The sequence below is a fragment of the Pseudomonas sp. CFBP13508 genome (genome assembly GCF_005233515.1).
Classification (GTDB): domain Bacteria; phylum Pseudomonadota; class Gammaproteobacteria; order Pseudomonadales; family Pseudomonadaceae; genus Aquipseudomonas; species Aquipseudomonas mercuritolerans.
Genome location: NZ_QFZZ01000001.1, coordinates 130,483 through 143,477 on the forward strand (window position 1 = coordinate 130,483; position 12,995 = coordinate 143,477).

Consider the following 12,995-nt stretch of genomic DNA (forward strand, 5'->3'; position numbering starts at 1 on the left):
AGGCACACGCGTGATACCAGGGGAAGAAATGACTGATCAGCAAGCGCTCAGTGAGGCAGAAGCAATCTGCCAGACGCTCAGACGAGACGATGATGGCGTGCGCCGCGAAGTGCTCGCGCACGCCGGCAGTCGCTGGTCTTTGGGCATCCTGCATGCCTTGGGGGTGTACGGCACGATGCGTCACGCCGAGATCAAACGGCAGATGACCGGCGTGACTCAGCGCATGTTGACCAAAACCCTGCGTGCACTGGAACGCGACGGCCTGCTGACCCGGCGCGAGCTCGACCAGGTGCCGCCGCACGTCGAGTACGAGCTGACGCCATTGGGCATGGGCTTGCTGGTGCGGATGTCGCCGATCTGGACTTGGGTGGTGGAAAACGTCGAGGGTTTCCGCCAAGCGCGACGCACGTTCGATAGCCAGATCGGCAAGAAACCCTCATGGCAAATTCCTGTTCCAGCGCGGGATGATTCTGAAGCGTCAGACTGAGGTTTCGCGCTTCAGCTCAGCGGCACGGCGAAGACGGCGCTGGCGCGCGCGACCGATCGCTCACCGACGTGCAGACTGACGCCAGCAAACGCCAGTTGGCGGCCCTTTCTGGAGTGTTCAAGACGCACTTCGAGCCACTCGTTGATTTGCACCGCACCGAGATAATCCAGGGTCATGCTCGCCGTGATCAACGGCTGCGGCGGATCGCTGGAGAAGGCCATGGCGTAGCCCATGCCCACGTCCGCTAGTGTCGCCAATACACCGCCATGCAAAGTGCCACGGCCGTTGGCGTGGCGGGAGTCGGTCAGTAAGCCCAACTCCAATTGCAGGCCGTGGCCTCTGGCGTAGATCGGGCCGAGCAGATCCAGCAACGGACTGCTGCGGGTCAATGGAGTGAAACCTTCGGGAATGGCCGTGGTGTTCATGATCCCATCCTGATGCAGGTGGCTGACCTGTTTGATTGGGCGGGGAAACACAGAAGGGGGCAAGCACTATGCGGATGGGGAATTTGCTGCGATAAGTGCTGTACACGGAACTGACCAGCAAGGAGCTACGGGATGGATATTCAAATTCACATTGCGAGGGATGCGGATGCATCGGCTATCAGTGAAACGATCATCAAGACGCTCCGTGAGAGCAATGCTCGCGACTATCCACCCGAGATCATTGATCGAGTGATTGAAAGTTTTTTGCCCTCGAACATCCTTCGTTTTTTGACTGAGCGTCAAGTGCTGGTCGCTACGCTCGAGAGTCAAATCGTCGCAACGGCAAGTCTCGATCAAGACGTTGTTCGAAGCGTATTTGTCGACCCGGACTTTCAAGGAATGGGGGTTGGAAGACAGCTGATGAAGCGCATTCAATCACTCGCCATGGACACAGGTTTCAATTTGCTGCGCGTTCCTTCTTCAGTCACCGCAGAAGGCTTCTATGCTTCCCTCGGCTTCAAGAAAATCAGAGATGAGTTTCATCAGACGGAGCGCACGATCATCATGGCGAAGAAGTTGAAACGATAGCGTTCACCTAACGTTTAAGCCTGCCGAATGTGGTTTCCATCGCTGCCCGGTCATGGTCGAGCAACCAGGCATGATGTCGTTGATAAAGCTGCAAAAGTAGTTCGGTGTTGGCTCCAACCACGTCCATGCCTCTGTCGTCATAGGGAAAGACCATGACTCGCTTGGGCAGATTGAACAGGTAGACAGCACAGTTCCCACGCGGTTGGATAGCACCGAAGTCCTTGGCCAATGCGCACCAGAGTAATGCTTGAATGCTCGTGACAGACGCTTCGAAGGCGACGTTGACCCAGTATTCCGGTTCTTGCTCACTGAACCATTCCTCGTTGTCTATTTCTTCGCTCCAGATGCACAGCGCTGATGGAGTGTCGATGCCAGCAGATTTAAGGGCGCGAAGAGTGCTGCGATGGGCGAATCGATTGCGACCGGAATGAATGCGCAGGCATGCGACAAACGATGCGTCCCCCTGGAAAATGTCGCCGCAGATGGTTATGGATTTGCGCATAGCGGTCAGGAATTGCTCGATCATTCCGCCCGTTTCGGAGAGTTCGAAACGCAATCCTCCGGGCCAGGAATAGAAAAGCGGACGGGCGAATGCCTGGGGTCCAAATGCGTTTTCGATCTCAGCTCTCAGATTCACTTTCTTCCCTTCAATGTGGATTTCTGTTTGTTCAATACGCGGGTGAAGTCAATGCGAAGACACAAACGGCGAAGCAGTCGTCGGTGCCGGCAGCGCATAGGCCTGTTTCATCCACGCAACTTCCGCTAGCGGTGTGCGGCCGAAGAGGCGTTTGAAATCGCGGCTGAATTGCGAGGCGCTTTCGTAGCCGACCAGAAACGCAGATTTTGCCGCGGTCAGGTCGTTGCGCAGCATCAGCAATCGCGCCTGGTGCAGCCGCGTCGATTTCAGGTACTGCATCGGCGAGGAATCGGTGACCTTGCGAAAGTGCAAATGAAAATTCGGCACGCTCATCTGCGCTTCCTCGGCCAGGGTTTCTACGTCGAGATGTTGGTTATAGCAACTGTGGATCTTGTGGATGGCGCGGGTCACTTTGCCGAACTGACCTTGCTGGGCGATGGCGGCGCGCAGGGTGCCGCCTTGTTCGCCGGTGAGGATACGGTAGTAGAGTTCGCGCAGCATCGCCGGGCCGAGGATTTGCGCGTCGGCATCGTTGCTCACCACTTCAAGAAAACGCAGGGTCGACCGGTGTAGCGGTTCGTCGAGAGGCGAGGCGTACATGCCCATCGGCTGCGCTGTAGGGAAATCCCACCGCTCATCCACTTGCTGAATCAGCTCGCCGGCCAAGGCGAAATCCAGACGCACGTACACCGCGAGCATCGGCTCGGCTTCGCTGGCGTCGGTTTCCATGGTGAAGGGTACCGGCACCGACACCACCAGATAATGCTGAGCGTCGTAGACGTAGATTTCATCGCCGAGATAGCCGCGTTTACGCCCCTGACAAAGGATCACGATGCCCGGTTCGTACAACACCGGCGTGCGGGTCAGCGGTCGGTTGGAACGCAGGAAACGCACATCGTCCAGCGGGCTCAGGTTGTAACCCTCCAGCGGGGCGAGCTGGCTCATTAACTGGACCATGCGCGCTGTGATAGGGTCTTTCGGTTTCGGCATGGGCTGTGGGTTTCCTTGTGAAAAGGCGGGTTTGAACCTGTCTGGCTGATTGGCGGGGTATCAGACAGAGCCCTCACCCTAGCCCTCTCCCAGAGGGAGAGGGGACTGACCGTGGTGTTTGATCGGGATCTGCCGACCTGAAATATCGCGCCGAATGCTGACCGCGCTGTTCTAGAGTAATAAGCCCTGCGGAAATCTTCGAGGCAGGCTCAGGAGTTGAATCCACCCGCGATCGGCTCCCTCTCCCTCCGGGAGAGGGCTGGGGTGAGGGTGCTTTTGATCTTTCAGCCATCCGTCGAGCGGCTAAGCGCTGCCCATTGCTCAATACTCTCCGCCGTGCGCTGCAATTTGTCACGCACCAGCGCCAGCGCATCACTGCCCAATAGCAGGTGAGCCGGCGGGTTTGGACTGTCGATGATCGTCAGCATGACCCGTGCAGCTTTCTGCGGATCGCCCAACTGATGGCCGCTTTTCTCCTCCCGGGCCTTGCGCACCGGATCGAAGCTTGCGTCGTAGTCACTGATGCTACGCGGCGTGCGTTGCATCGAGCGGCCTGCCCAGTCGGTGCGAAATGACCCCGGCGCCACAGCGGTGACAAAAATATTGAAGGGCGCAAGCTCCTTGCTCAAGGTGTCGGAGATCCCCTCAAGCGCAAACTTGCTGCCGCAGTAATACGCGATCCCGGGCATGGTGATATGGCCGCCCATCGAAGTGATATTGAGGATATGCCCCGCGCGGCGCTGGCGGAAATACGGGACGAAAGCCTTGGTCACCGCCACCGCGCCGAATACGTTGACGTCGAACTGGCGGCGCATTTCCTGCAGCGATGACTCTTCAAAAATCCCCTCATGGCCATAACCTGCGTTGTTGACCAGCACGTCCACCGGGCCGTGACGATCCTCCACAGCCGCAACCACCCCATCGATGGCATCGAAATCGGTAACGTCCAGCGCCACCCCATGCGCGCGCTCGGGCGACAGCGCTTCGAAGGCTGCCAGAGCGGATTCACTGCGCACTGTGCCGATAATCCTGTGACCTTGAGCGAGCGCTTCCTTGGCCAGAGCCTGGCCGAAGCCGCTGCTGACACCGGTGATGAAAAGGGTCTTCATGGATCTGTACTCCAGCAGGCAATTGGAGAGGCCATGCTAGGGCGGATAACGCTGGCGGACGATGCCGAATCGGATCGAAGTATTGCCTGTTCCTATCAATAGAGTTTTCGATCAGGTCTTGCCTCAAAAAACGGAAAAGTCCTGCAGGTCTCATACCCGCAGGACTTTTCCTGTCTCGGCATCACGCGCTTAAGCTGCGCGACGACCCGGTGTACGGTCCGATCCATCAGCGGCGAGGGCCTCACCCAGTGGGGTGCGGTCTGAGCCGTCGGCAGCGATGGCCTGGCCTTGTGGGGTCTTGTCATAGCCGTCTTCAACCAGGCCTTGTTCCTCGAGGCGGTTGCGGCCGTTTTCAGCCAGAGCCTGGCCCTGCGGCGTACGTTCCGAGCCATCGGCAGCAACAGTCTGCTGTGGTTCGCTGACCTGGGTGAAGAAACGTTCTTCCTGATTACTCGGTACGGCGAATGCGCTGGCGCTCAGAGCGAAAGTGGCGACGGCGATCAGTTGGCTTACAGTTTTCATGGCGGTGACTCCGGTCAAGTTGAGATTGAGGTCCGGGTCGTTCAGATCCGTATCTGGTTAACCCGTTGCAGTGGTGTGTTCTGCATGGGTTCAGATTAGGGGGCAGGGCGGTGTCGGTGTTAAGCGGATACTGTCGGCGATTTGCCTGATTCTGCTCGCTGAAGATGATTTTACAGACTACCGACCTTCAGGCTTCAAGCTGTGATTCCGACACTGAATACCGATATTGCATTCGTTGATATTGAAAAGTGGCTTGGAAAAGCTAAGGTTCAGGCTTGGTCTCAAGGACGATCCTCCATGGCTTTGAATATCCGTACGGCGGCGGCAACCGATGCAGATGCCATCCAGCGCATTTATGCCCCAATCGTTCTGAATACTGCGATCTCTTTCGAAGAAACACCGCCGAGCATTACGGAAATTGCGCATAGGATAACTAAGACGCTTCAGACTTATCCCTATCTGGTGGCTGAAGAGCAGGGCGAGATCAAAGGCTATGCATACGCAAGTCAGCATCGCGCACGTCCGGCCTACCGATGGGCCGTTGATGTGACCGTGTACATCGCAGAATCAGTTCGTCGTCAGGGCGTCGGCCGAGAACTTTACGGGACCTTGCTTTCGATTCTTGAAAAGCAGGGATTTCACTCAGCCTACGCTGGGATCGCGCAACCAAATGAAGGCAGCGTGGGCCTGCATGAGTCACTAGGATTCACCCAAATCGGCATGTACCCGGAGGTAGGGTTCAAGCTTGGAAAATGGCACGATGTCGGCTACTGGCGACTCGGCCTGAACCAGGCGACTCCACCGCTGGAGCCAATCATCTTCCCCGAGCTTGAAGTCGCATCACAGTAAGCTCGCGCGAATTTGTCGGCGCGAGCAATCAGGTTCCGCCAGTGAGATAGCTTTGCACTTGCCTGACTACATCCCGGGCGGTGCGGGTTACGCCGATCAATGTGGCAGAAGCGAGCCCCGTCCAGTCGCCATAACCCACCAGCCATAAATCGGGCAACGCGACACTCCGGTTTTCGTTCACAGCCACTTTGCCATCCCGGCCTACAATATTCAGGCTGTTCAGGTGGTCGAGCGCCGGAGAAAACCCGGTGCACCAGATGACAGCGTCCACCTTTGTCTCGATCCCCGATGACCACACAACCCCTGTCGAAGTAAAACGCGTGAACGGCCGTACCGCGCTCAATACACCGCGTTCGCGAGCTTCCTTGACCGGTGGCACCATGACGATGTCGCCCAGTCCTCCAACGGGCGGTTGAGGCTCCACGCCATCCTGCTGCGCCTTCAGTCGAGCGGTAGCGCGTTCGAACAGGACGCGTCCGTCAACATCATCAGGTAGAAACGTTGGGGCCTGTTGAGTGACCCAGGTTGCCTGAGCCACTTTGGAGACCTCGGCGTAAATCTGGGCGCCGGAGTTGCCGCCACCGACGACAAGGACGGTTTTACCCGCAAACTCGTTCGGCCCGACGTAATGAGCGGAATGAAGCTGCCTGCCTGCAAACAATGCCTGGCCGGGATAGTCCGGTACGAACGGGCGGCTCCAGGTGCCTGTTGCACTGATAACCGCTTTGGCGTCCCAGTGTTTGTCCTTTGAGATAACACGCAAGCCGCCTTCGATCTTTTCGACACGGGTCACCCGCGTGGAGCGGATGATGGGGAAGTCATACCGGCGCTCGTACTGAGTCAGGTATTGGACAACGTCGTCCCGCCCGGGCGTCCCCTCGGACAGGGCCGGCATCGGCCAGCCTGCAATCGAACTCCATGCCGACGGCGAGAAGAGCCGCAGCGAATCCCAGCCATGCCGCCAGGCGCCTCCTGGTCCCGGCTCGGCATCCAGCAGCACGTAAGACAAGCCTGTGCGCTTCAAAAAATAAGCGACAGTCAGCGCGGATTGGCCACCACCAATGACCACGACATCAAGTTTCGAATTCTGACTCACCAGCATCCTCCAGGCTCAACGGCCTCAACTTGTGAAAGATCGTGGTGCGGCTCATACCGGTTCCGCACACAGGCATCAAATCGAACGCTGGTTGACACGTCTGGACAGCTCTTCGGCGGATTCCTTGCGCTCGGAATAACGGTCAACCAGGTAATCCTGACGATCGCGCAAGAGAAGCGTGAACTTCATCAATTCTTCCATCACGTCCACCAGGCGGTCGTAGTACGAAGAAGGCTTCATGCGACCCGCTTCATCGAACTCGGTGAACGCCTTGGCCACGGAGGACTGGTTCGGGATGGTGAACATCCGCATCCACCGGCCAAGTACCCGCAACTGATTGACCACGTTGAAGGACTGCGAGCCGCCGCAGACCTGCATCACAGCAAGGGTTTTGCCTTGCGTAGGTCGTACAGCGCCCAGCGCCAGCGGAACCCAGTCGATCTGCGCTTTGAACACGGCACTCATGGAACCGTGACGCTCAGGAGAGCACCACACCTGACCCTCTGACCATTGCATCAGCTCGCGCAGCTCCACGACTTGGGGATGGGTGTCGGGTGCGTCATCGGGCAGCGGCAGACCCGAAGGGTCGAAGATCCTGGTTTCGGCGCCAAACTCATTCAGCAGGCGTGCCGCCTCTTGCGTGACCAGACGGCTGAATGAGCGCGCTCGCGTCGACCCGTATAACAGCAGAATGCGCGGTTTATGCTGCGAAGGATTGCGAGGAGACAACTGCTCCAGCGTAGGAATGTCGATCAGGTCGGCGTGTACGTTCGGCAATGTATCTTGCATATGAACTCCTGCGGCGGCGCGTGGAGGGGCGCCGCCTCGGTTGATCTTTAAAGCGAACCGATGCGGTTCAGTTCAGCTTGCAGTTGGTCAGGGCTCAGGGTCTTGAGCGGCAGTGCAAGAAATGCATTCACGCGTTCCCGAATTTTGGCCAGTGTGCTTTCAAATGCAGCGGTGATCTCGGCTTCCGACCCGCTAGCCTCGGACGGGTCGGCCAGCCCCCAATGCGCCTTCAGGGCTGGGCCGAAGAAGATCGGGCATGCTTCTCCAGCAGCGCGATCACAGACGGTAATGACGATGTCGGGAGGCGCGCCCTCAAAAGCATCCGAAGCCTTGCTGCTCAAGCCCGCCGTGGAGACGCCCGCCGCCTCCAGCGTTTGCAGTGCCCGTTGATTCACCCGGCCACTGGGAAAGCTTCCCGAGCTGATGGCTTCTAGACCCTCGGGCGCCAAGTGGTTGAAAAGCGCCTCGGACAGAATGCTGCGGCAGCTGTTGTGGGTGCACATGAACAGGATTTTCATCAGACGATTCCTTGATTCAGAAACTTAGGCGCAGTGCCAGGGCGGACAATGTGGCGACGAGAATGGGCAAGGTCATCACGATCCCGGTCTTGAAGTAGTAACCCCAACTGATCGTTATGTTTTTCCGGGCGAGCACGTGCAGCCACAACAGCGTGGCCAGGCTCCCGATCGGGGTGATCTTCGGGCCCAGGTCGCAGCCGATGATGTTGGCGTAAACCATCGCTTGCTGGACTACACCGTCGACTTCGGCGGCATGAATGGATAAGGCGCCTACCAGAACGGTGGGCATGTTGTTCATGATCGAAGACAGCAATGCTGTCAGCAGTCCTGTACCAAGGGACGCGCCCCAAACGCCATAACCGGCGAACACGTTCAGGATCTGCGCGATGTAATCGGTCAGGCCCGCGTTCTTCAGGCCATAAACAACCAGGTACATACCCAAAGAAAAAATCACCACCTGCCATGGCGCCTCTTTGAGCACCTTGCTTGTGTTGATGGCGTGACCACGAGCCGCGATGACATAGAGAATGCATGCACAGATCGCTGCAATGGCGCTGATCGGAACCCCCAATGGCTCAATGACAAAGAAGCCGATCAGCAGTAGTGCCAGCACCCACCAGCCGGCTACGAAAGTGGCACGGTCATGGATTGCGTCATCCGGGTTGTCCAGTTGGTTGAGGTCATAGGTCTTTGGTAAATCTCTGCGGAAAAACCACAGCAGCATGGCTAGTGTCGCCGCCACGCTGACGATGTTTACCGGCACCATGATCGAAGCATATTCGTTGAAGCCGATATTGAAATAGTCGGCAGAAACAATGTTGACCAGGTTGGAAACGACAAATGGCAAGCTCGCCGTATCTGCGATAAATCCAGCGGCCATGACGAACGCCAACGTCGCGGCGGGAGAAAAACGCAGCGCCAGCAACATCGCGATTACGATGGGAGTGAGGATCAATGCCGCTCCGTCGTTGGCGAACAGTGCCGATACAGCCGCACCCAGCAGGACGATAAATGCGAACAGCTTGCGGGTGCTTCCGCCTCCCCACCGAGCCACGTGCAATGCAGCCCACTTGAAAAAGCCTGCCTCATCAAGCAACAGACTAATAATGATGACCGCGATGAATGTCCCAGTGGCATTCCAGACGATGCGCCAGACCTCGGGTATGTCTGCAAGGGTAACGACGCCTGCCAGCAGCGCCACGATGGCGCCGAACGTCGCACTCCAGCCAACCCCGAGTCCCTTGGGCTGCCAGATGACAAGGACGATGGTGGCGATAAAGATCAATACGGCAATCAGCATTTCATTAATCCGGTTGGGCGTGAATCAGTTGCACACGGCTTGGTTGATCGGACGGTCGCTCATGCCGCACAGGCGCTTGGCCTCGGTTTCCAGCCATTGCTGATTGGCGTCTACCACTTCCTTCAAAACTGCAGCCACCCACGCGGGCAAATCAGGATTGACCCGGTAGTACACCCATTGACCCTGGCGACGATCCAGCAGCAAACCGGCGGAGCGCAGCAGCGCCAGATGACGAGAAATCTTCGGCTGACTCAGGTCGAGCGCTGCCGTCAGCTCGCATACACAGAGTTCACCTTGGCTCACGACAAGCAGGGAAATTTTGGCTCGGGTGTCGTCGGCCAGGCACTTGAACAAGGTGGTGGGGGTCATGGGTTCTGTCATTCGTCCTCCAGATGCTTTTGTCTTGACCAAAACGAAGAGCCTGATGCGTTTGCGGATGTCGTGATGCGTAGGATGAAAGGCGGCGGGATGATTGCCGGGCAATGGATACGGATGACCGAATATACGCATAAGCATATATCTGGTAAAGCGAATATAACAGCGGTTGAACCGTCGAGACTGATAGCGGCGGACCGCACGGATATTGTCCGCGAATTTTCTGATTCCAGCTGATTGAAAATAGCCATTGACTTAGAGCGCGCTCAAACCTTTACGGTGATGACATGAATCCAGAACTGACAATTTCAAAGTTGGCCAAGCGCCTTGATTTGAGCGCTCACACGATCCGCTATTACGAGCGCATCGGGCTGTTCGACCCGGTTGGGCGCGGTGGCAATGGCCACCGGGTGTACGCCGAGAAGGATGTGCTGTGGGCCGAGTTTCTGCTCCGGCTGAAGGCGACCGGAATGCCGATCCATCAAATGCTGCGGTATGCCGAATTGCGTCGATCAGGCGACTCGACCCTGGCAGAACGCCGCGAGCTTCTCGAGCAGCATCGCCGGGACGTGCAAGCGCAGATCAGCCAGTTGAGCCAGTCCCTGGAGGTTCTGGATAACAAGATTCAGATCTACCACCAACTCGAGCAAAAGGAGCATCACCATGATCCGTAAACTTCCCGGTCTCAATCGTTTGCTGTCCGCCACACTGATTGGCGCAAGCGTGACCAGTGTGGCAGCGCCGGTGGAGATGACTGATCGTCGAGCGCGCGGAGAAGCCGCTCTGACGCAGATCACTGGCGGACCTGGTCAGGCAGTGGTCGATTCATTGAAGGATACTGCTCCAGAGCTTGCGGACTGGATTCTGAGTTTTGCCTACGGCGATGTCTTCGCCCGCCCCGGGCTCGATCACTGCATTCGTGAGCTGGCAACCGTTGCGGCATTGACCGCACTGGGCAACGCCCAGCCACAACTGAAAGTGCATATCGGCGGTGCCCTGAACGTCGGGTGCACACCGGAGGCGGTAGTCGATGTGATCTTGCAAATGACCGTATACGCAGGGTTTCCCAGCGCCTTGAACGGAATAACGGCTGCGCGTGAAGTCTTTGCTGCTCGCGGGATCAGTGTCAAATCCTAGGTGCAGCACGCTGCAGAAACTGCGCGATAAAGCCAGATTCAACCTTCCACCCACCCCGCATACAACTGCACAAACCGCACCTGCAGCCATTCGATAAACACCTGCACCTGCGCCGGCAAATGCGTGCGGCTCGGGTACAGCAGCGATACCGGCCGAGGCAGCGGGCGCAGCGGTTGCAGAATTTCCACCAGAGCATCGCTAGCCAAATGCTCGGCGACCGCGATGCCCGGCGCCTGGATAATGCCGAAGCCCGACACGCCACACTGCACGTAAGCGTTCGACTCGGTGACGGTAATGCCTTTGCGGCTGACATAGCTTTTCTGTTTGCCCTCAACTGAAAACTGCCAAGGCAAGGTGCGGTTGTTCTGGCCCGAGAGAAAGTTCACGCCTTGATGGTTCGTCAGGTCTGCAAGGGTTTCGGGTGTGCCGTGCTCCCGCAGGTATTCGGGCGCGGCGCAGGTGACCATGGTCGCCAGGGCGATAGGGCGGGCGATCAGCGTTGAGTCGGGCAGCTCGCCGATGCGCAGCGCGCAGTCGATGCCTTCGCCGACCAGATCAACCGCACGATCGGTGACGCCCAGCACCATGTCGATGCCGGGGTAGGTGGCGGTGAACTCGCGCAGGCTCTTGATGAATTCCAGTTGCGCGAACGCAGTGGGAATGTCGATGCGCAGGCGGCCGGACAGCGTGGCTCCGGTGCGATCGAACATCGTGGTGGCGGCGGTGATCTCGGCCAGAATTTCCTGGACCCGCTGATAGAAAAGTTCACCCTCGGCGGTGAGTGCGACTTTCCTGGTAGTGCGCTGGAAGAGGCGCACGCCCAGCGATGTTTCCAGTTCCTGAATATAGCGAGTGACCTGCGGCCGGCCGATGTCCAGCGACTCAGCGGCTTTGGTGAAACTGCCCAGCTCCGCCAGTCGGGCGAACAGGCGCATCGATTGCAGTAATTCCATGACTTTTCCGGTGAGCTTCAGTATCTGTATTTGTTGCCTGAGAATAGAACAATCATGTCTGTTTCCAAGCATTTATTGCGCTGATGTAAAAGCCAATCATGGCCCCAAGGCAACCCCCCTGAGGGTTTGCGGCCAATAATGCATTTGGAGACACATCATGAAAGCGTGGTTACTGAAAGATTTCGGGCTCGACAATCTGCAACTGGGCGAGACGCAAACCCCGCAGCCCAAGGCTGGCGAGCTGCTGGTCAAGGTCGGCGCGGTCTCGCTGAATTTTCGTGACAAGGCCATCGTTGACGGTATCTACGAGCCGCACCTGGTGCCGAAACCGCTGATTCCGGTGAGCGATGCCGCCGGTACCGTAGTTGCAATCGGCGCCGGTGTTACTCGTTTCAAGGTTGGCGACCGCGTCAATTCACATCTGTACTCGCGCTGGTTGGATGGCGAGCCGGGGCCGAACGAGCCGGATTATTGCTTCGGTTCGCCGCTGCCCGGTGGCCTCGCCGAGTACATGATCATTCACGAGGACAGCGCCGTCGGCGCGCCGGCCAACATGAGCGATGAAGAGGCGGCGACGCTGCCTATCGCCGCACTGACTGCGTGGTACGCGCTGGTGGATTTCGGCGCTATTCAACCGGGGCAGACCGTGTTGGTACAGGGCACCGGCGGCGTATCGATTTTCGCCGTGCAGATCGCCACCGCGCTGGGCGCCAAAGTCATCGCTACCTCAAGCAGCGATGACAATCTGCACGCGGTAAAACGTCTGGGCGCGGTCGCCGGTATCAATTACCGCAGCACGCCGAACTGGGCGGACGAGGTGCTGAAACTCACCGGGGGCAAGGGTGTGGATCTGCTCCTTGATGTGGCGGGAGGCAATGGCATCAATCAGTCGGTAGCAGCGACCAAGGCTTCGGGGCGGATAGCGCAGATTGGCTTTCTGACAGGGCAGACCGTCGAGCTGAACCTGATGCCGCTGATCTTCCGCCAGACCACCATTCGCGGCATCGCGGTGGCACCGCGTTCATCGTTCGACCGGATGAACGTGTTCCTCGCCGAGCACGACATTCGGCCGGTGATCGACCATGTGTATCCGTTCGAACAGGCGCGTGAGGCCTATGAGCATCTGGCGAAAGGGGCGTTTGGCAAGATTGTGATCAAGGTGAGCTGATCAGCGAAAACGTCAGACAAACCAAGGCCAGTCAGCTCAACTGACTGGCCTT

Annotated in this window: 17 protein-coding genes; 6 read left to right on the forward strand and 11 right to left on the reverse strand. The window is 58.0% G+C overall.

What is annotated here, in order from left to right:
* Positions 1-28: 28 nt before the first annotated feature.
* The gene (locus tag PspCFBP13508_RS00680) at positions 29-487 is read left to right on the forward strand and encodes a helix-turn-helix domain-containing protein (protein WP_130911018.1); all 459 of its coding nucleotides are present in this window, start codon (positions 29-31) and stop codon (positions 485-487) included.
* A gap of 11 nt (positions 488-498) precedes the next feature.
* Here the strand turns inward: PspCFBP13508_RS00680 and PspCFBP13508_RS00685 are convergent, their stop codons facing one another.
* Positions 499-912 carry a PaaI family thioesterase gene (locus PspCFBP13508_RS00685; RefSeq protein WP_137213336.1) on the reverse strand — a complete coding sequence of 138 codons (414 nt, stop codon included), beginning with the start codon at positions 910-912 and terminating at the stop codon, positions 499-501.
* A gap of 132 nt (positions 913-1,044) precedes the next feature.
* Here PspCFBP13508_RS00685 and PspCFBP13508_RS00690 point away from each other — a divergent pair, with 132 nt between their 5' ends.
* Positions 1,045-1,500: a GNAT family N-acetyltransferase gene (locus tag PspCFBP13508_RS00690; RefSeq protein WP_137213337.1), complete on the forward strand. Its 456-nt coding sequence runs from the start codon at positions 1,045-1,047 to the stop codon at positions 1,498-1,500.
* Between the two features lie 7 nt (positions 1,501-1,507).
* Here the strand turns inward: PspCFBP13508_RS00690 and PspCFBP13508_RS00695 are convergent, their stop codons facing one another.
* The 4 genes from PspCFBP13508_RS00695 to PspCFBP13508_RS00710 form a co-directional block, all read right to left on the reverse strand.
* Entirely contained in the window at positions 1,508-2,137 is a 630-nt protein-coding gene (locus PspCFBP13508_RS00695; protein WP_137213338.1) for a DUF3885 domain-containing protein, read from the reverse strand.
* 48 nt (positions 2,138-2,185) lie between these two features.
* Entirely contained in the window at positions 2,186-3,127 is a 942-nt protein-coding gene (locus PspCFBP13508_RS00700) for an AraC family transcriptional regulator (RefSeq protein WP_137213339.1), read from the reverse strand.
* 284 nt (positions 3,128-3,411) lie between these two features.
* Positions 3,412-4,236 (reverse strand): oxidoreductase, encoded by an 825-nt coding sequence (locus tag PspCFBP13508_RS00705; RefSeq protein ID WP_137213340.1) that lies wholly within the window; start codon positions 4,234-4,236, stop codon positions 3,412-3,414.
* Between the two features lie 189 nt (positions 4,237-4,425).
* Positions 4,426-4,758: a hypothetical protein gene (locus PspCFBP13508_RS00710; RefSeq protein ID WP_137213341.1), complete on the reverse strand. Its 333-nt coding sequence runs from the start codon at positions 4,756-4,758 to the stop codon at positions 4,426-4,428.
* Between the two features lie 297 nt (positions 4,759-5,055).
* Between PspCFBP13508_RS00710 and PspCFBP13508_RS00715 the strand changes: the two genes are divergently transcribed.
* A complete protein-coding gene (locus PspCFBP13508_RS00715) occupies positions 5,056-5,607 on the forward strand; it encodes an arsinothricin resistance N-acetyltransferase ArsN1 family B (protein WP_073475408.1) in 552 nt (183 codons plus the stop codon).
* Between the two features lie 28 nt (positions 5,608-5,635).
* Here the strand turns inward: PspCFBP13508_RS00715 and PspCFBP13508_RS00720 are convergent, their stop codons facing one another.
* The 5 genes from PspCFBP13508_RS00720 to PspCFBP13508_RS00740 all read right to left on the reverse strand — a co-directional run bounded on the left by PspCFBP13508_RS00720 (position 5,636) and on the right by PspCFBP13508_RS00740 (position 9,691).
* Positions 5,636-6,709 (reverse strand): ArsO family NAD(P)H-dependent flavin-containing monooxygenase, encoded by a 1,074-nt coding sequence (locus tag PspCFBP13508_RS00720; protein WP_137213342.1) that lies wholly within the window; start codon positions 6,707-6,709, stop codon positions 5,636-5,638.
* A 69-nt stretch (positions 6,710-6,778) separates the two neighbouring features.
* Entirely contained in the window at positions 6,779-7,492 is a 714-nt protein-coding gene (gene arsH, locus PspCFBP13508_RS00725; protein WP_137213343.1) for an arsenical resistance protein ArsH, read from the reverse strand.
* A gap of 47 nt (positions 7,493-7,539) precedes the next feature.
* On the reverse strand, positions 7,540-8,010 hold the full coding sequence (locus tag PspCFBP13508_RS00730) for an arsenate reductase ArsC (RefSeq protein WP_137213344.1): 471 nt from the start codon (positions 8,008-8,010) through the stop codon (positions 7,540-7,542).
* A gap of 16 nt (positions 8,011-8,026) precedes the next feature.
* Entirely contained in the window at positions 8,027-9,310 is a 1,284-nt protein-coding gene (locus PspCFBP13508_RS00735) for an arsenic transporter (protein WP_137213345.1), read from the reverse strand.
* 24 nt (positions 9,311-9,334) lie between these two features.
* A complete protein-coding gene (locus tag PspCFBP13508_RS00740; RefSeq protein ID WP_122610110.1) occupies positions 9,335-9,691 on the reverse strand; it encodes a metalloregulator ArsR/SmtB family transcription factor in 357 nt (118 codons plus the stop codon).
* A 281-nt stretch (positions 9,692-9,972) separates the two neighbouring features.
* Between PspCFBP13508_RS00740 and PspCFBP13508_RS00745 the strand changes: the two genes are divergently transcribed.
* Positions 9,973-10,359: a MerR family transcriptional regulator gene (locus tag PspCFBP13508_RS00745; RefSeq protein WP_137213346.1), complete on the forward strand. Its 387-nt coding sequence runs from the start codon at positions 9,973-9,975 to the stop codon at positions 10,357-10,359.
* Between the two features lie 76 nt (positions 10,360-10,435).
* Positions 10,436-10,822: a carboxymuconolactone decarboxylase family protein gene (locus PspCFBP13508_RS00750; RefSeq protein WP_137213786.1), complete on the forward strand. Its 387-nt coding sequence runs from the start codon at positions 10,436-10,438 to the stop codon at positions 10,820-10,822.
* A 38-nt stretch (positions 10,823-10,860) separates the two neighbouring features.
* Here PspCFBP13508_RS00750 and PspCFBP13508_RS00755 read toward each other — a convergent pair whose 3' ends face one another.
* The gene (locus PspCFBP13508_RS00755) at positions 10,861-11,775 is read right to left on the reverse strand and encodes a LysR family transcriptional regulator (protein WP_137213347.1); all 915 of its coding nucleotides are present in this window, start codon (positions 11,773-11,775) and stop codon (positions 10,861-10,863) included.
* A gap of 157 nt (positions 11,776-11,932) precedes the next feature.
* Between PspCFBP13508_RS00755 and PspCFBP13508_RS00760 the strand changes: the two genes are divergently transcribed.
* Entirely contained in the window at positions 11,933-12,943 is a 1,011-nt protein-coding gene (locus tag PspCFBP13508_RS00760; RefSeq protein ID WP_137213348.1) for an NAD(P)-dependent alcohol dehydrogenase, read from the forward strand.
* The last annotated feature ends 52 nt before the right edge of the window (positions 12,944-12,995 follow it).

Bases quoted from the DNA above. Each gene is read 5' to 3' on its own strand.
- arsH (WP_137213343.1), bottom strand. From the start codon at position 7,492: ATGCAAGATACATTGCCGAACGTACACGCCGACCTGATCGACATTCCT.
- PspCFBP13508_RS00685 (WP_137213336.1), bottom strand. From the start codon at position 912: ATGAACACCACGGCCATTCCCGAAGGTTTCACTCCATTGACCCGCAGC.
- PspCFBP13508_RS00760 (WP_137213348.1), top strand. From the start codon at position 11,933: ATGAAAGCGTGGTTACTGAAAGATTTCGGGCTCGACAATCTGCAACTG.
- PspCFBP13508_RS00690 (WP_137213337.1), top strand. From the start codon at position 1,045: ATGGATATTCAAATTCACATTGCGAGGGATGCGGATGCATCGGCTATC.
- PspCFBP13508_RS00715 (WP_073475408.1), top strand. From the start codon at position 5,056: ATGGCTTTGAATATCCGTACGGCGGCGGCAACCGATGCAGATGCCATC.
- PspCFBP13508_RS00705 (WP_137213340.1), bottom strand. From the start codon at position 4,236: ATGAAGACCCTTTTCATCACCGGTGTCAGCAGCGGCTTCGGCCAGGCT.
- PspCFBP13508_RS00740 (WP_122610110.1), bottom strand. From the start codon at position 9,691: ATGACAGAACCCATGACCCCCACCACCTTGTTCAAGTGCCTGGCCGAC.
- PspCFBP13508_RS00700 (WP_137213339.1), bottom strand. From the start codon at position 3,127: ATGCCGAAACCGAAAGACCCTATCACAGCGCGCATGGTCCAGTTAATG.
- PspCFBP13508_RS00710 (WP_137213341.1), bottom strand. From the start codon at position 4,758: ATGAAAACTGTAAGCCAACTGATCGCCGTCGCCACTTTCGCTCTGAGC.
- PspCFBP13508_RS00735 (WP_137213345.1), bottom strand. From the start codon at position 9,310: ATGCTGATTGCCGTATTGATCTTTATCGCCACCATCGTCCTTGTCATC.
- PspCFBP13508_RS00730 (WP_137213344.1), bottom strand. From the start codon at position 8,010: ATGAAAATCCTGTTCATGTGCACCCACAACAGCTGCCGCAGCATTCTG.
- PspCFBP13508_RS00720 (WP_137213342.1), bottom strand. From the start codon at position 6,709: ATGCTGGTGAGTCAGAATTCGAAACTTGATGTCGTGGTCATTGGTGGT.
- PspCFBP13508_RS00750 (WP_137213786.1), top strand. From the start codon at position 10,436: ATGACTGATCGTCGAGCGCGCGGAGAAGCCGCTCTGACGCAGATCACT.
- PspCFBP13508_RS00745 (WP_137213346.1), top strand. From the start codon at position 9,973: ATGAATCCAGAACTGACAATTTCAAAGTTGGCCAAGCGCCTTGATTTG.
- PspCFBP13508_RS00680 (WP_130911018.1), top strand. From the start codon at position 29: ATGACTGATCAGCAAGCGCTCAGTGAGGCAGAAGCAATCTGCCAGACG.
- PspCFBP13508_RS00755 (WP_137213347.1), bottom strand. From the start codon at position 11,775: ATGGAATTACTGCAATCGATGCGCCTGTTCGCCCGACTGGCGGAGCTG.